The 15600-nt window shown below is 64.8% G+C and carries 14 protein-coding genes; 7 read left to right on the forward strand and 7 right to left on the reverse strand.

The genetic code is table 11. The features are described 5' to 3' along the window. The first annotated feature begins 101 nt into the window (after positions 1-101). The 3 genes from IYW40_RS19260 to IYW40_RS19270 are packed head-to-tail and all read left to right on the forward strand — an operon-like array spanning position 102 to position 4425. Positions 102-1127, forward strand: coding sequence for a lysine-2,3-aminomutase-like protein (locus tag IYW40_RS19260; protein ID WP_281432894.1), 1026 nt, complete (start codon positions 102-104; stop codon positions 1125-1127). A 58-nt stretch (positions 1128-1185) separates the two neighbouring features. Then, positions 1186-3861: a DUF3772 domain-containing protein gene (locus IYW40_RS19265; protein ID WP_196401853.1), complete on the forward strand. Its 2676-nt coding sequence runs from the start codon at positions 1186-1188 to the stop codon at positions 3859-3861. A gap of 39 nt (positions 3862-3900) precedes the next feature. After that, positions 3901-4425, forward strand: a complete 525-nt coding sequence (locus IYW40_RS19270; protein ID WP_246720918.1) for a CAP domain-containing protein — start codon at positions 3901-3903, stop codon at positions 4423-4425. Positions 4426-4427: 2 nt separating this feature from the next. Here IYW40_RS19270 and IYW40_RS19275 read toward each other — a convergent pair whose 3' ends face one another. Then, entirely contained in the window at positions 4428-4637 is a 210-nt protein-coding gene (locus tag IYW40_RS19275) for a hypothetical protein (RefSeq protein ID WP_196401855.1), read from the reverse strand. 135 nt (positions 4638-4772) lie between these two features. On the opposite strand from IYW40_RS19275, the gene IYW40_RS19280 reads away from it, so the two are divergent. Next, positions 4773-5849, forward strand: coding sequence for a DUF2336 domain-containing protein (locus IYW40_RS19280; RefSeq protein WP_196401856.1), 1077 nt, complete (start codon positions 4773-4775; stop codon positions 5847-5849). Positions 5850-5919: 70 nt separating this feature from the next. Here IYW40_RS19280 and IYW40_RS19285 read toward each other — a convergent pair whose 3' ends face one another. From IYW40_RS19285 to IYW40_RS19300, 4 genes are all read right to left on the reverse strand, one after another. Next, on the reverse strand, positions 5920-6261 hold the full coding sequence (locus IYW40_RS19285) for a DUF1491 family protein (protein ID WP_123175601.1): 342 nt from the start codon (positions 6259-6261) through the stop codon (positions 5920-5922). 47 nt (positions 6262-6308) lie between these two features. Further along, the gene (locus IYW40_RS19290) at positions 6309-7073 is read right to left on the reverse strand and encodes a peptidoglycan-binding domain-containing protein (protein WP_196401857.1); all 765 of its coding nucleotides are present in this window, start codon (positions 7071-7073) and stop codon (positions 6309-6311) included. Continuing rightward, positions 7066-8907 (reverse strand): HAMP domain-containing sensor histidine kinase, encoded by a 1842-nt coding sequence (locus IYW40_RS19295; protein ID WP_210327372.1) that lies wholly within the window; start codon positions 8905-8907, stop codon positions 7066-7068. The genes IYW40_RS19290 and IYW40_RS19295 overlap by 8 nt, the downstream gene beginning before the upstream one ends. A 325-nt stretch (positions 8908-9232) precedes the next feature. After that, on the reverse strand, positions 9233-9580 hold the full coding sequence (locus IYW40_RS19300; protein WP_196401858.1) for a hypothetical protein: 348 nt from the start codon (positions 9578-9580) through the stop codon (positions 9233-9235). A gap of 22 nt (positions 9581-9602) precedes the next feature. Between IYW40_RS19300 and IYW40_RS19305 the strand changes: the two genes are divergently transcribed. Both IYW40_RS19305 and lepA read left to right on the forward strand, forming a co-directional pair. Then, a complete protein-coding gene (locus IYW40_RS19305) occupies positions 9603-10196 on the forward strand; it encodes a hypothetical protein (RefSeq protein WP_196401859.1) in 594 nt (197 codons plus the stop codon). Positions 10197-10309: 113 nt separating this feature from the next. Further along, on the forward strand, positions 10310-12115 hold the full coding sequence (gene lepA / locus IYW40_RS19310; RefSeq protein WP_196401860.1) for a translation elongation factor 4: 1806 nt from the start codon (positions 10310-10312) through the stop codon (positions 12113-12115). Positions 12116-12300: 185 nt separating this feature from the next. Here lepA and IYW40_RS19315 read toward each other — a convergent pair whose 3' ends face one another. Further along, positions 12301-13203 (reverse strand): EamA family transporter, encoded by a 903-nt coding sequence (locus tag IYW40_RS19315; RefSeq protein WP_196401861.1) that lies wholly within the window; start codon positions 13201-13203, stop codon positions 12301-12303. Between the two features lie 203 nt (positions 13204-13406). Beyond that, complete coding sequence (locus IYW40_RS19320; protein WP_196401862.1) at positions 13407-14156, reverse strand: class I SAM-dependent methyltransferase; 750 nt, start codon at positions 14154-14156, stop codon at positions 13407-13409. A 112-nt stretch (positions 14157-14268) separates the two neighbouring features. Here IYW40_RS19320 and IYW40_RS19325 point away from each other — a divergent pair, with 112 nt between their 5' ends. Continuing rightward, positions 14269-15573, forward strand: a complete 1305-nt coding sequence (locus tag IYW40_RS19325; protein WP_196401863.1) for a glutamate-5-semialdehyde dehydrogenase — start codon at positions 14269-14271, stop codon at positions 15571-15573. The last annotated feature ends 27 nt before the right edge of the window (positions 15574-15600 follow it).

Raw genomic sequence — 15600 nt, forward strand, 5'->3', positions numbered from 1 at the left:
GGAGAGAGGGAGATTGCGCGGCGGAGAAACGCTTGCAGTTGGATCAAGACGCGGCAGCGCTCATTCGCGCGCCGTCGCGCACGCTTACCTCGCTTGCCGATCTGGTTGACGCGCGCCTCATGAGCGAGGTCAATGGTCTCGATCAGGTGGCGCAGCGCTACAGCATCGCCGTCACGCCGGAGATCGTGGCGCTGATCGACCCCGACGATCCGAATGATCCGATTGCGCGACAGTTTATCCCCGATCTTCGCGAGGCCGCGACGACGCCGCAGGAGCGCGCCGATCCGATCGGCGACGATGCGCATTCGCCGCTGCCAGGGCTCGTGCATCGCTATCCCGATCGCGTGCTCTTAAAGCTACTGTCCGTCTGTCCCGTCTACTGCCGTTTTTGTTTTCGGCGCGAGACCGTGGGGCGCGGCAAGGGCGATCTGCTGCCCGAGCGTCACGTCGCGGCGGCGCTCGACTACATCGCGCGGCGACCGCAGATTTTCGAAGTGATTCTCACCGGCGGCGATCCCTTGATGTTGTCGGCGCGTCGCCTCGGCGCCGTGTCGCGCCGGCTTGCCGAGATCCCGCATGTGCGGCTGTTACGCGTCCATACGCGCGCGCCGACGGTCGCGCCCGATCTTGTGACGCGCGATCGGCTTGCCGCGCTTCGCGAAAGCGGCAAGACGCTTTACATCGCCTTGCATGTCAATCACGCGCGCGAATTGACCGAGCCGGCGCGCGCGGCGATCGCTCAGTTGCGCGAGGCAGGCGCAGTCCTTCTCTCCCAGACCGTGCTGCTCAAGGGCGTCAATGACAACGTCGACGTCTTGGAGCGGCTGATGCGCGATTTGGCAGGTTTGGGCGTTCGGCCCTATTATCTGCACCATCCAGATCTCGCGCCGGGGACCGCGCATTTTCGGCTCAGCCTCGCGGCGGGCAGGCGAATCTACGCAGAGCTCTCGCGCCGCGTGACCAGCGTTGCGCTGCCGGCCTATGTGCTCGACATTCCCGGCGGGTTCGGTAAGGCGCGGGTCGCCGAGGGCGCCGCCGCGCCGGACGGGCAGGGGGGATGGACCGTGGTCGACCGGAACGGCGACAAGCGGTCCTACCTCGACGAACTCGAACCGCCGCAAGATTGACCTTTCGCCCGCGTGCTCGAAACCGATTTGATCGGCTCGCTCCACTCAAGGAACGCATGTGCGCATACTGACGCTCCTGATCGCCATCCTGATTGCGACGCTCGCCCCTACAGGACCGCGCGCCGACGAAGCCCCTGGCTCGATCGAACAGTTCAACGCACGTCTCGATCACGCGCGCGCCACGCTGGACGAGGTGCAGAAGGCGCTTGAGCAGCCCGAGCTTTCCGACGCCGCGCTGCGCAGTCTGCGCGCGCGTATCGAACCCTTGCCCCACGAACTCGAGGAAACGATCGAAAAGCTGACGCCGCGTCTTGCCGCGATCGATGCGCGGCTGAAGGAGCTTGCGCCCGCCGCCGCAAAACCCCATGAGCCGCCAAAAGAGGCTCCCAAAGCGCCCGAGAAGCCGGCGGAGTCCAAGCCGCCTGGCAAACCCGCTGTAAAGAACAGCGTCGAGAAGCCGCCGCCGGCGAGAGGGCCGCCGGTCCCGGCGCCCGAAGCGACGCCGAACGGACCCGAACCCGCTGACGCGGCCGCGCGCGTCAGCGCCAACGCCGAACTCGAAGAGCAGCGTCGTCTGTACGACGCGGTCGACGCGACTCTAAAACGCGCGCGCGCCATGTTGCTCGAGACGCGGCAGGTCGCCGTAACGATTGTCGCGCGTCAGCGCGGGCTCTTTGCGAAGAATCTATTTCTGCGCACGAACGGTCTATTCTCGCCTTCGCTGTGGCGCGCCGCGCTCGACGGCGCGCCCGCCGCGATCAGCGATTCCGCGAGCTTTCTTTCCGACCGAACGGCGAATGTCGTCGATCGCGTCAACAATGGCCGACGCGCGCAGTTTTTCGCCGTAATTTTTCTGATCGCAGCGAGCGTCGCCTTGGCGCTCTTCATGGCGCGACGCGTCGCCCGGCGTTCGGAAAACGAGTCCGCTCCGACGGCTTTGCGCAAGGCCGCCGCCGCCGGATGGACGGCGCTCGTCATCGCGGCCGCGCCGGTCGCGGCGGTCGGAGCGTTAAGCCTCGCCTTCGACGCCTACGACCTAATCGACGCCGCGCTCGAACCGATCTGGCGACGCTTTGTCGAGGGCGTGGCGCGCGTCGCCTTCGCCTACGCCATCGCGCGCGCGGTTCTTGCTCCCGCGCATCCGAACTGGCGGCTGATTGATCCGGGCGATCGGCTTGCGAAACGTCTCACGCAACTCGTCACGCTGGCTGCGGTGACTCTTTCCGCGGCGCGCTTCCTGGAGCAATTGGAAGAGTCCGTGCAGGGGGGGCTTCCTCTCGTGATCGTGACGCGCGGCCTCGGCGTTATGATCGTCGCGGCGCTTATCGCCGTCGCCCTCTTCAATCTGCCAAGCCGAGTCGACGTCGAGGAGGGCGCCGCCGTCGCCACCCCCGAGGGCCGCGACTGGATGAGCGCCGCGCGTTTCTTCGGCGCTCTTATCGTGCTCGTGCTCGTCGGGGCGTGTGCGGCCGGCTATGTCACTTTCGCCAATTTCGTCATTCTGCAGATCGGCTGGACGGCGGCGGTCCTGGCCATCCTGTATGTCGTCGTGATTCTTTCGCGCGGTGGCATCGAGGCGGCGCTTGCGCCGACGAGTATCCTCGGTCGTAAAATCATCAGCGGTCTTGGCGTGCGCCGTGAGCAGCTCGCGCCGCTCGCCGTGCTCCTGTCCGGCATTGTCACGCTGCTCTGTTTTCTCGCCGCGGCGTTGGTGGCGCTCGCGCCGCTCGGCTATGAGTCGGGCGATTTCCTGGGCAATATTCGCTCGGCGTTCGTTTCCTTCAAGATCGGCGACGTCACGATCTCTCCTTCGAGCGCGCTTGTGGCGATGCTGCTCTTCGCCGCGGCGCTTGCCGCAACGCAGGGACTGCGGCGCTGGCTTGACACGCGTTTTCTGCCGCTCACCCGGCTCGATCTCGGTTTGCGCAACTCCATCAGCGCGACGCTCGGCTACGCCGGCTTCATTTTCGCGGCGGCTCTCGCACTGTCCTATGTCGGGCTCGGTTTCGAAAAACTCGCGATCGTCGCCGGCGCCCTCTCGGTCGGCATCGGCTTTGGCCTGCAATCGATCGTCAACAATTTCGTCTCCGGCCTCATCCTGCTCTGGGAGCGCGCCATTCGCGTCGGCGATTGGGTCGTGGTCGGCGACGAGCAGGGCTATGTCAAACGCATCAATGTCCGCTCCACCGAGATCGAGACCTTCGATCGCGCGACGATGATCGTGCCGAATTCGAATCTCGTCGCGGGCGTGGTGAAGAACTGGCTGCGCGGCGACAAGGTCGGCCGCATCAAGATCGCCATTTCGCCGCATGTCGGCGTCGATCCGGAAAGAATGCGCGACATTCTTCTTGCGGCGGCGCGCGCGCAGGAAAGCGTTTTGCGGATACCCGCGCCGCAGGTGATGTTCCTCGGCATGGAGGCGAACATCTTCAAATTCGAGCTTTGGTGCTACGTCGAGGACGTCGAGCAGTCCGCGCGCGTGCGCAGCGACCTGCACTTCGACCTCTATGAGCGTCTCAAGGCCGCCGGAATCTCGATCGGTCCTATTGCTGCGCCGCCGCCGCCGACAATCGTCAACATTCCCGAACTCGACAAGCTGGCCGCAGCGGCCGTCGCGAGCGCGCTGGCGATCGAAGCGAATCTGGCGGGCGGCAAGAGCGAAGAAGAGCAAACCGAACGGCCCGACGACTCGAAAGAGGACGCTGCGACGCCGGACGATGCGCAACCAAAGTAATTCCTGCCATTCATTGTTTCTCAAACAATGAGGAGCGAGATGCGCTTAATGTTTCCGTCGCCTCTTCCTCGCGTCGCCATTCTCCTGGCGCTCGGCGCGCTTGCCGGCTGCAACGCCGGACAAGAGCCTGCGCCTCGGGCGACCGGGGCGGAGCCGCCGATGTATCGCTCTCTGGCGGCGGCCGGCGCGCGCGTCGATCCCGTGACGGCGCGCGACATGATCTCGCTTTATCGACGCAACAGCGGGCTCGGCGATCTGACGCTGGATGACGGGCTGCAGCGCGTCGCGGAGACGCAGGCGCGGGACATGGCGCAAAGCGGGGATCTTGCAGCGCGCGGCGAACTCGGCGACCGCCTCGCGGGCGCGGGCGTTCAAACGCCGGCCGCCGTGGAGAACGTATCGGCAGGCTATCGTACGCTGGCGGAGGCTTTTTCCGGCTGGCGCGATTCCGCGCCGCATAATGCGCGCATGCTGGATAAGCGCGTGAAGCGGATGGGGATCGCGACGGCATACGCGGCCGGGGCGAAATATAAGGTCTATTGGGCGCTCGTTCTTGCCGACTGAGGTCAGGCGCGGACCCGGCGCCTGCGCTTGCCGCCGCCGGGCGGCGCGCCGCATGATTCCGGAGCGGGCTTCTCCTGCGGATTGACGAGGGCGTCCTCCATCCGCAGGTAGCGCACGCCGAGAAAGAACAGGATCTGCGCGTCGCGCTGCTGCACGTCGTTGCGTATCGACGCCCCCCTCGCGCGCGGCTGGAAGGCGATGACCTTCCCCATGGCGATTTCTCCAAGCTCGTTCCGCCGACGATGAATCAGCCGTCCCTAACGATTAGGAATTGGCGAGGGTTAATGCTCCGTCAACGACCGGATGCTAAATTTTCTGCTCGTTGCGTATGGTTTGAGTGGTGAGTGATGGGCGCCGATAGGGAACAGCGTCGGATGGTCGACGCGTCGCTGCTTCGGGCGGTCGTCGATCAGTTTGTCGAGCGATCGATGCATCCGACGGCCGACATCCGGCAGTTCGAACAGCTCGCGCTCGGGCTCATCGACATTGTCGATGCTGAAACAGTGGCCCGCGTGGCGCTGCCGCTCTGCTTTCATCCCGAAACGCCTGCCTCGATTTTCGCGCGTCTTTTCGACAAGGGCGGCGCTGCGGCTGCGCTTGCCTTTCAATTCGCGCCTAATCTCGCGCAGCGGGACATGATCGCCACCGCCGAGCAGGGGCCGGCGCAATTCGCGGCGGCCGTCGGCCGCCGTCGCGACCTCGATCGGGAGACGATGCTGGCGCTTGCGTCGCGTCCCGAGGGCGAGGTGCTTCGCGCGCTCGCCGGCAATCTCGCCGCGCATTTTGACTCGGCGTCCAGGCGCGCATTGGTCGTGGCGGCCCGCGATGACCTGACGCTCGCGCGCATGTTGCTCGATCGCGACGACCTGGACCTCGATCCAGAACCGCTTTTCCTTGCGGCGAACCGGCTCGAGCGCACGGCCATCGTGCTCAACGCCTGTCGCCAAATATTGGCGAGCGGCGCGACCGAAGCGCCGCTTCGCGCCGACGGCGCTCTCGTCGAGAAACTGGAAGCCGCCGCGCAACGCCATGATCGCAAGGCGATGGCCGCTCTCCTCTCCGAGGCGCTCGAGTGCCGAAAGGATCGGGCGCGCGCGCTCGTCGTCGATCATCTCGGGGAGGCGCTCGCTCTGGCTCTTAATGCGATTGGCGTCCCACTCGAATCGGCGGAGCATATCTTTCTTTGCGCCGAGCCTGGCATTGCCCATGACGTCGAGGTCGTGCGGGCGTTGCTCGGCGTGATGCGCTCGACGCCGCAGCGGGCGGCGGCGCGCATCGTGGGCGCAATGACCGGCGCGGCGCGATCGGAGCGTGAAAATTCTCGCCGTGCGGCGCGAGAAGATCCGGTCGCGCTGACGCGCCGCCGCGCCGCGCCGCAGCAGTCATTGGCGCGGCCATCGCGCAAATTCGATCAATCGGCTTAGCGCTTCCCGATCGCATGGATCATGTGATCGATAAGGAATCGCTCAAAATCAAAATGTTGGAGCAGGTTCTCTAAGCGGCGAGGTCGACGAACACGCGGCCGTCGGGATCCTCGATCTCGACGATCCAAAGGTCCGGGTCGAACATGATCTCGCGCTTGAGCCTCTGCTCGGCGTCCGCCGGATCGAGCCAGTCGCCGGCGTGGACGCGCGCGAACAGCCGATCGACTCCCTCCGGCGGCTCTTCGCTCTGCGGGGCAGGGCCATAGACCGCGGCGCGCCCGTCAAGCCGATCAAGCTTGACAAAGATCGCGCCGGCCTCGGCGGCGCCGCGCCGGCGTAGCATGGCGACCGCGCCTTGCACCTCAGCCCGGCGGATCAGCGCGGAGACGAATATGTCGGACCTCAGTCGCATGGGCGCAAACTAGCGCTTGAGCGGCATGATTGTCGAACGCGCGCGACTCAAGGGAGCGGGAGGCGGGAGCGCGCCGCGAGCTGCTGCAGCAATTTCGGCGTGATCCGGCCTTTGACCGGAAGGCCGGCGTCGCCCTCGAACTTCTCCAAGGCGTGGCGCGTCGCGCCGCTCAGAACGCCGTCGGAGCGCACCACATAGCCGAGCTTCAGGAGCGCGCGCTGCGCATAAAGAACGTTTTTGTCGACAGGCGCAGTCTTGTCGGCGCTGGCCGCCTTGTCGGCTTTGTTGGCCTTGTCGGTCTTGTCGGCGCTTGCCTTGATCGGCGGCGGATCGCCGACGATCAGCAGGCCGATCGCGTCCCGTTTCTTGTCCGCGGCGTGCGGCGGATCCGCTTTCGCCGGCGCGCTCTTGCCCCAGTCGGGGCTTTTGGCGACGTCAAGCTTTTCGATCTTGCTGGCGATAGGGTCTTTCGGAGTGGCGCGCGCGGGGACATTCGCGTCTCGCTCGATCCGTGCGGATTCAATGACGGCCGGTCGTCGCGCCGGCGGCGTCGGCGCGCCCAGGACCGCGTTCGAAGGCGGAGACGAGAAGAGCGGCGCCGGATGTCTTCCGTCCTGGAGGAACAGCGCGTTCATGGGCACGCCGATCGCGGCCACGGCGGCGATGCCGAGGATAAGCATGACGCCGATTCGCTTCGCGCCGAACACGCGCGCAAGGACTGAGCGACGACCATTGCGCCGTCCGTCGCGCGGCGGGGCGCGATCGGCGGGGGAAGCCTGAAAGCGAGAGGCGTAGAGCGAGGCGTCACGCAATTTTCTTCACCGTTGCTGATTCTACGCCGACGACGACGGCCGCGCTTGGCGGCGCGCCTAGTCGCGCGATCGTTGCGATTCTTGCCGGCGCGCCGGTTGCGCCGCTGTTACGGCAGTCGAGCGGCAGGCGCACGGAAACCGTCGTGCCCGCCTGCGGTCCGCTTTCGATGGTGATCGAGCCGCCGTGCAGACCCACGAGTCCGCGCACCACGGAAAGTCCGAGGCCCGTCCCCTCATGCCCGCGTTCAAGCGACGCGCGCGCCTGAAAGAAGGGATCGCCGAGCCCCGCGAGATCGCCTGCGGCGATGCCTGCCCCATCGTCGGCGACGGCGACCACGACGTGATTTCTTTCAGGCTGAAGCAGCAGCTTGACCGTGCCGCCGCGCGGCGTGAATTTCAGTGCGTTAGAGAGCAGGTTGATCAGGATCTGCCTGCAGCCGCGTTTGTCGGCGACGATTTCGCCAAGGGTTTCGGCATATTCGCGCGCAAGCGTGACGCCCGACTGATCGGCCTTCAGCTGCATCATGTCACAGCACTGATCGGCGAGTGTCCGCAGAGCGAACGACTCGGCGGCGATTTCCATGGCGCCGGATTCGATCTTGGACATGTCCAGGATGGAGTTGACGATCTCGAGCAGATGGTGGCCGGAGTCGCTGATGATTGACGCATATTCCCGCTGTTTGGCGGGTTCGGAAGGCGCAATCTCGTCGGTCGCCAACATTTGGGAGAAGCCGATGATGGCGTTGAGCGGCGTGCGCAGCTCGTGGCTGACATTGGCGAGAAGGCGCACGTTGCTGGTTGCGGCGCGCTCGGCTGCCGCATGAGCCGCCGCACGCGCGATATCGGCTTCGAGCGTGGCGTTTACGTCTCGCAGGGCGCAGAGGACGGCCTCCGCCTCGTCTTCCTCGCCGTTGGACTGAGCGCGGCGCACACGCGCCTCGAAAGAGTTGAAAACGGGCGCGACGAATTCGCTGGAAGCATTGCGCGCAACGCCAACCTGAACGCGAACGGCGGTCGCCACCGCCTTGCCGTCAACGGCGTCGGAGACCGCCTTGAGGAAGCTCGGTCGGTCGGCGACGTGAATACGCTTGAAGAATTCGCGGCCGATCAGATCGCGCTTGAGATCAAAGACGTGGCGCCCGTCGCCCAGGACCGCTTTGACGAAGCCGGCGCGATCGAGGTGCAGCAGGATGTCGCCAACGGCGCCTGTCAGGAGCATGAGGTCGCGGTCGTTGCGCGCTTCGGCGCGGGCGCGAGCCTGCTCGACCCGGACGGTGCCGAAGACGAGAGCGGCGATATAGAGAAATAGCGGCGCTCCGAGAAGCATGGTCGTCGTTGCATGTTCGGTCAGCAGTTCGCGCGGCGCCCGCAGATTGAGACCGGCTGTCAGCGCAAGGGCGGCGATGGCGACCACTTCTATGACGATGACCGCGCCGACGTCCGGCGTCAGGGCAGCCTCTACGAGCGCAACGAGCAGCAGCGCGATTGAAAAGGCGTCGTAGCCTGGCATTAGCGCGTGAATCGCCGTCGCCATCGCGAGCCAGCCGCCGATCGAAAGGCTCCGCGCGATGCGCAAATCTCCCGTGCGCGACAACACCATCACAGAGGCGAGCGGGATCTGCGCGAGCAGGAAAAGGACGCAGTCGCTTGTCGTCGGCGCGCCGTGGAAGAAGAGAAACAGCGGCGCCGAGAGCAGGACACAGGCGGCGACGACGAGCCGAGCAATGATGAACGTCCGATGACGCGCCTCTTCCACCGGTCGTCCGGCGACCCGCTCATGCAATGCGGCGTCCACGCAAGACCGGTCGTGGCTGTCCTCGGCGATGCTACTCAAGGCGTACGCTCCCTATCGGCAATAGCGATAGCAGGGCGTCCTTAAGCAGCCGCTAAGCCGATGCGAAAGCTTCACCCGTTGCTCGGCGACGCATCGACATGGTTTGCATTTTATTGCCGTAACTTTCAGGGAAAGAATCGATGGCGCGTTTACGAAGGCTCAACCTGGCGGCCACATCACTTACAAAGAAAACCGCTTTCCCGGATGGAGACGAGTGTTGGTTTTTCTCGCCAAATGCGCGATTTGCATTCTCCTCGTCTGCGTCGCCCTGCAATGGCGCGCTGATGACGCGCCAGTTGTGCCGAAAAGCGCAACCGTCCGCGCTTCAGCGCCGCAGCACCCGGCTGGCTTCGTACAGGACGCTATCGAGAAAGCGTCCGCGCTGATTCGCGCCGGTGGCGACGCGCTCGCCGGCGCAGCGCGCGATAAATGTCTGGCGGCGCCGCGCGACTGCCTCGTGGCGGCGCAGCGGGTGCAGTCCGCCGCCGGTCGCGCGCATTAACGGCAATCCACGAGAGTAGAGTGTGCAATAGCTGCGCTGCTGCGCCGGTTTTTGCAGAATCAGTTTTTTGACACTAAACATGGTCGCGCTTGGCGCGCGATTTTGAGGCCGAACCGCCACCGAGGCCATTCCGTTTTTGCTCGCGCGACCCGTTCGCACATCGCGAGCCATCCTCTCCCTAAAGGAGGCGGCCATGTCCGAAGAAACTTCCTCGCAACCCGAAGATACGGTTTCCCGCTCCGAACTGACCAATCTGCAGGAGCAGCTCAAAGCGACGCGCATGGAGCGCGACCGGCAGATTTTCGAGAAGTCCGAGATCGTCGCAAAGGCGAACGCCTACGCCAAGGAGCGCGACGATGTTCGAGACAGCCTGGCGGCGATGACCGCAGAGCGCGACCGCCTCGCCGCGGAGAACGCCGGGGCATCGACGAAAGCGCTTGAGACCTCCCGACAGCTCGAAGCCGCCAATCGCCGGGCCGACGAGGCTTCGGCGGAGGTCGTGCGGCTGCGCCACGCGATCGCCACCGCGCCGTCATCCGATCCCGCCGTCGTGCTGTGGAGCCTCATCTCGGAAAAGACCAGGGATGGCGTCGCCTGGGTAAGGGGCAAGTTCCCCGCAGACAGCCCGGCTTTGCCCTGGTTTGACAAGACGGTCTCGCTCGTGACCCAGGTCGGCTGCATGGCCGTGAGGGCGACGGACGCCTTCATCCGCTGGGCCGTGCCCAAAGCTATCGAGCTTTTTAACAAGGGCAAGGCGGAGCTCGAGGCGCGGATGGAGAAGAAGTAGGCTTCCAGAAGGCTCAGGCGGCGCCCTAGGGCGCCCGCCTAAGAATGAAATGGCGCTGGGCGCGGACTGACGCGCCCTTTCATTCCTTGGCGGGCGCTGCTATCCCCGCGCACATGACCGCCCATAAGATCGAAAACATCCGCAATTTCTCGATTGTCGCGCATATCGACCACGGCAAATCGACCCTGGCCGACAGGCTCATTCAGGAGACAGGGACGGTCGCCGCGCGCGACATGGTCGAGCAGGTGCTCGATTCGATGGATATCGAGCGCGAGCGCGGCATCACCATCAAGGCGCAGACGGTGCGCCTCAACTACAAGGCCAAGGACGGCAAGGATTACGTCCTCAATCTGATGGACACGCCGGGCCACGTTGACTTCGCCTATGAGGTGTCCCGCTCGCTGAAGGCCTGCGAAGGCTCGTTGCTTGTCGTCGACGCCTCCCAGGGGGTCGAAGCGCAGACGCTCGCCAATGTTTATCAGGCGATCGACGCCGGCCATGAGATCGTTCCCGTCCTCAACAAGATTGATCTGCCGGCGGCCGAGCCCGACCGCATCAAGGAGCAGATCGAGGAGGTGATTGGGCTCGACGCCTCGGGCGCGGTGCTCATTTCGGCCAAGACCGGCATCGGCATTCCCGACGTGCTCGAGGCGATTGTCACGCGCCTGCCGCCGCCAAATGGCGACGAGAAGGCGCCTTTGAAGGCGCTGCTCGTCGACAGCTGGTACGACGCTTATCTCGGCGTCGTCGTGCTGGTGCGAATCTTCGACGGAACCCTGAAGAAGGGCCAGAAGATCAAGATGATGGCGGCCGACGCCCATTACGAAGTGGATAAGATCGGCGTCTTTCGTCCCAAAATGCAGGATGTCGCGTCGCTTGGTCCCGGCGAAGTCGGCTTCATCACGGCGCAGATCAAGCAGGTGGCGGATACGCGCGTCGGCGACACGATCACCGACGACAAGAAGCCGACCGCCGAGGCGCTGCCCGGCTTCAAGCCGGCGCAGCCCGTGGTGTTTTGCGGACTTTTCCCCGTGGACGCCGCCGACTTCGAGGATTTGCGCGCGGCGATCGGCAAGCTGCGCCTGAACGACGCCAGCTTCTCCTACGAAATGGAGACCTCCGCCGCGCTCGGCTTCGGATTCCGCTGCGGTTTTCTGGGCTTGCTCCATCTCGAAATCATTCAGGAACGGCTGCAGCGCGAATTCGATCTCGATCTCATCGCGACGGCGCCCTCGGTCATCTACAAGATCACCTTGACGAACGGCGACGAGATCGAGCTGCACAATCCCGCCGACATGCCGGATGTCGTGAAGATCGAGGAGATCAACGAGCCCTGGATCAGGGCGACGATCCTGACGCCCGACGACTATCTCGGTTCGGTGCTGAAACTCTGTCAGGACCGGCGCGGCGTGCAGGTCGATCTCAACTACGTCGGCAAGCGCGCCATGGCGGTCTACGATCTGCCGCTCAACGAGGTGGTGTTTGATTTCTATGACCGGCTGAAGTCGATCTCGAAGGGCTATGCGTCCTTCGATTATCAGATCACCGACTATCGCGCCGGCGATCTCGTCAAGATGAGCATTCTCGTCAACGCCGAGCCGGTCGACGCGCTCTCCATGCTCGTGCATCGCACGCGCGCCGACGGACGTGGCCGGCAGATGTGCGAGAAATTAAAGGAACTCATCCCGCCGCATATGTTCCAGGTGCCGATTCAGGCGGCGATCGGCGGCAAGATCATCGCGCGCGAGACGGTGCGCGCCTTCCGCAAGGACGTCACCGCGAAATGCTATGGCGGCGACGTGACCCGCAAGCGCAAGCTCCTGGAGAAGCAGAAGGAAGGCAAGAAGAAGATGCGCCAGTTCGGCCGCGTCGAGATTCCGCAGGAGGCGTTTATTGCGGCGCTGAAAATGGAGGAGTAGGGCTTTCCCCGAAGCTCCCGCGCGTCATGCCCGCGCTTGTCGCGGGCATCCACGCGATAGAGCCGCCGCCATTCTTACGAAGCGAGCGCAACGTCTCGGCGTGGATGGCCGGGACAAGCCCGGCCATGACGGGCTAAACTGCGCCATGCGCAAATTTGCTCAATGCCGCTATCATTACTGACGCCTTACTCCCGCGCCAGCGCGATCATCACTGCGCCAAGCAGCATCACCGCCGCGCCAAGCAGCCGGCCGCTTGACTCCTCCTTCAGCACACGTCCGCTCGCGACAACCGTGAAGAGCGCCGACAGGCGCTTAATGGCGATCACGTAAGGCGTGAACAGCACGGTGAGCGCCCACATCTGCAAAGTGTTGCCAAAGGCCATCGCCGAACCCGCGCCGATGGCGTAACGCAAATCGAACGCGCTTGGCGCGGCGCGGCGCCCGGCGACCCAATAGAGCAGGGCGCAAAAGGCGATGACGATCGTCACCGCTGTTATCCAGACAAGCGGCGTCGACGCCCTGACGCCGAGCTTGTCGATGTTGGCGGTGACGCTCCAGATCACAGCGGTGCCGATCATCATCCGCGCGCCTTTGTCGCGCGCGAAGACATGGAAGTTGAAGCGGCGCCCGTTTGCACGGTCGGCGTCGAGCAAGCCGACGCCGAGCACGGTGAACAGCACGCCGACGACGCCCATCGGCGGCGCGTGCTCGCCCGTCATGATCGGTGAGGTGAACAGCATCAGCACGGGCGTGAGCAGCACGAGCGGCGCGACCAGCGACGCGTCGGACAGTCGAAAGGCGCGGATGTAGAGCACATAGGCGACGACATTGAGCGCGCCCGACCAGGCGAGGAGATTCCAGAATTCGGGCCTCGTCAGCGACGCAAGCGTCTCGCGCGGCGCGCCGAGAAGGCCTGGATAGAAGATGACGCAAGCAAGACTCAGCAGGACAGCGCCCGCGCACCATTGCGCGGCGAGAATGGCGCGATCGTCGGCCGTTCGCGTCGCGGCCTTGGTGCCGAGATCGGTGACGGATTGGCAAATGGCGGTGACGAGCGAGGCGAGAAGGGCGAGAAGCGCGAAGTCCATGGCGCGCTATAGCGCATGATCAGCGAGGGTGGGAACTGGCGTTGCGAGCGGCTGCGAGTTTGGCCGCATACGCCCTCATGCTGACGAAGCGGCGCGCCGCTGTCTCGAAGCGCGAGGGCGAAGCAGAGGATGCGAACGAAGGTTTCCTCGTCCTTCGAGACGCGTGCTGCGCACGCTCCTCAGGATGAGGAAACCTTATCCGATCAACATGCGTTCTTCGTTGAAAAGTCAGGCTTCATCGCCGTCACCAGCGTGTCGACGCCGTCGCGGAATTCAACCGCGACCGGCGCGAAGCCCGCGGCGCGCAACTGCTCGAGCGCCGGCTCGAAAGGCATGATGTGCAGAGGCGATTCGTCGCTCAAGAGATGCACAATCCAGTCTTCGAGCAGATCGAGTCGGTTCATCTTCGTAAAAATTTTGAACCAACCCCGCACCACGGCTTGCGTATCGGCAAGATGCGCCGCCGGGTCGTCCATCGCATAGCGGTCGCCGTTGACGAAAATTCCGCCCGGCTTCAGGACGCGGAAAATCTGCGAAACCACGGCCTTACGGTAGTCGTCAGGGAAGTTATGGATCGCGTAATTCGAAATGACGACATCCATGCCCGCATCGGGCAATGCGCGCAGCGCCGTCAGCGCATCGGCTTCGATAAATTCGACGCGGCCCGCCAGGGCGTGATCGGCGAGATTGGTTCGCGCCTGATCGAGCATTTCGCCGGCGCTGTCGATCGCGGTGAGCTTCAGGTCGCCCCGCGCTGAGAGCGCCGCGAGCGTGCTGATCCCCGTTCCGCAGCCGATCTCGAAGCCATCGATAGGCCCTGCGTTGGAACGCCACTCGGCGACCCGTTCGCCGATCTTTTTGGCGAGCGTGGCGGCGTTTGGACACATCAGCCGCAGCACGTCATATTCGGCCGCCAAGGGCCCAGTGAACGGATTCTCTTGAAGCGCGGACATGCGGCTTTTTTTCATATCGTGACCGGCCTCGCAAGGGCGGCTGTCTGGAGGGCGGCTTTTCTTGTCGGGGCCGCCATGTTAGCGAAACTCCAGCATGTCCCGTGAGAAAGCCATGACGCAGGCAGTATGCGCCGAGCCGCAGGCAGGCGGCGCAGACGCGACGCTGAGCGACTCATTTGTCGCGCTCGGGCGCGCGGCGCGCGCAGCGGCGCGGGCGGTGGCGCTCGCCTCCACCGACGCCAAGAACAAGGCGCTGCGTGCAGCGGCCGGCGAAATTCGCCTCCAGAGCAACGCCATACTGGCCGCCAATGCGCTCGATGTCGCTGACGCCAAGGCGCGCGGAACGGCGGCGTCCTTCCTCGATCGGCTGACGCTCGATCCCGCCCGCGTCGAGGCGATCGCCCGTGGACTGGAGGAGATCGCCGATCTGCCGGATCCTGTCGGCCGCGTTCTGGCGAGTTTCGACCGCCCGAACGGCCTGAAGATCGAGCGCGTCTCGACGCCGCTTGGCGTCATCGGCGTAATTTATGAAAGCCGGCCGAATGTCACCGCCGACGCTGGCGCTCTGTGTTTGAAGGCCGGCAACGCCGCGATTCTGCGCGGCGGCTCCGAAAGCCTGCGCTCATCGGCCGCCATCCACGCCTGCCTTGTCGCGGGGCTGAAGGGGGCTGGGCTTCCCGAAGCGGCGATCTCGCTTGTCGCGACGGCGGATCGCGCCGCCGTGGGCGCGATGCTGGCGGGCCTCGACGGCAATATCGACGTGATCGTGCCGCGCGGCGGCAAGAGTCTCGTCGCCCGCGTGCAGCATGAGGCGCGCGTGCCAGTTTTCGCGCATCTCGAGGGCATTGTGCATGTTTTCGTGCATAAGGACGCCGATCTCGACATGGCGAAGCGCGTGTTGCTCAACGCCAAGATGCGGCGCACCGGCATTTGCGGCGCGGCGGAGACGCTGCTTATCGACAAGGCCTGCGCCGCGACCCACCTTCAGCCGCTCGTCTCGATGCTGATTGATTCAGGCTGCGAAGTGCGGGGCGACGCAGCCTCTCAAGCCGCCGACGCGCGGGTCAAGCCGGCGCGCGAAGACGACTGGCGCGCCGAATATCTCGACGCCATCATCGCGGCGCGGGTCGTCGACGGGCTGGAGGGCGCGATCGATCACATCGAGACGTACGGCTCGCACCATACCGATTGCATCATCACGCGCGACGCCACTGCGGCGCAGCGCTTCATGAACGAGGTTGATTCCGCGATCGTGCTGCACAACGCCTCGACGCAATTCGCCGACGGCGGCGAATTCGGCTTTGGCGCCGAGATCGGCATCGCTACGGGCCGTATGCATGCGCGCGGACCCGTCGGCGTCGAGCAGCTGACCTCGTTCAAATATCGCGTCTATGGCGACGGCCAGGTGCGGGGGTGATTTGGTCTCTTGGGTGGCGCGCTGCGC

This window comes from Methylocystis sp. H4A, assembly GCF_015709545.1.
Classification (GTDB): Bacteria; Pseudomonadota; Alphaproteobacteria; order Rhizobiales; family Beijerinckiaceae; genus Methylocystis; species Methylocystis silviterrae.

Coding starts and splice junctions, on each gene's coding strand:
- IYW40_RS19275 (WP_196401855.1), bottom strand. CDS start 4,637: ATGGGGAAGGTCATCGCCTTCCAGCCGCGCGCGAGGGGGGCGTCGATA.
- IYW40_RS19325 (WP_196401863.1), top strand. CDS start 14,269: ATGACGCAGGCAGTATGCGCCGAGCCGCAGGCAGGCGGCGCAGACGCG.
- IYW40_RS19285 (WP_123175601.1), bottom strand. CDS start 6,261: ATGCGACTGAGGTCCGACATATTCGTCTCCGCGCTGATCCGCCGGGCT.
- IYW40_RS19305 (WP_196401859.1), top strand. CDS start 9,603: ATGTCCGAAGAAACTTCCTCGCAACCCGAAGATACGGTTTCCCGCTCC.
- IYW40_RS19280 (WP_196401856.1), top strand. CDS start 4,773: ATGGGCGCCGATAGGGAACAGCGTCGGATGGTCGACGCGTCGCTGCTT.
- IYW40_RS19300 (WP_196401858.1), bottom strand. CDS start 9,580: ATGGCTCGCGATGTGCGAACGGGTCGCGCGAGCAAAAACGGAATGGCC.
- lepA (WP_196401860.1), top strand. CDS start 10,310: ATGACCGCCCATAAGATCGAAAACATCCGCAATTTCTCGATTGTCGCG.
- IYW40_RS19315 (WP_196401861.1), bottom strand. CDS start 13,203: ATGGACTTCGCGCTTCTCGCCCTTCTCGCCTCGCTCGTCACCGCCATT.
- IYW40_RS19320 (WP_196401862.1), bottom strand. CDS start 14,156: ATGTCCGCGCTTCAAGAGAATCCGTTCACTGGGCCCTTGGCGGCCGAA.
- IYW40_RS19270 (WP_246720918.1), top strand. CDS start 3,901: ATGCGCTTAATGTTTCCGTCGCCTCTTCCTCGCGTCGCCATTCTCCTG.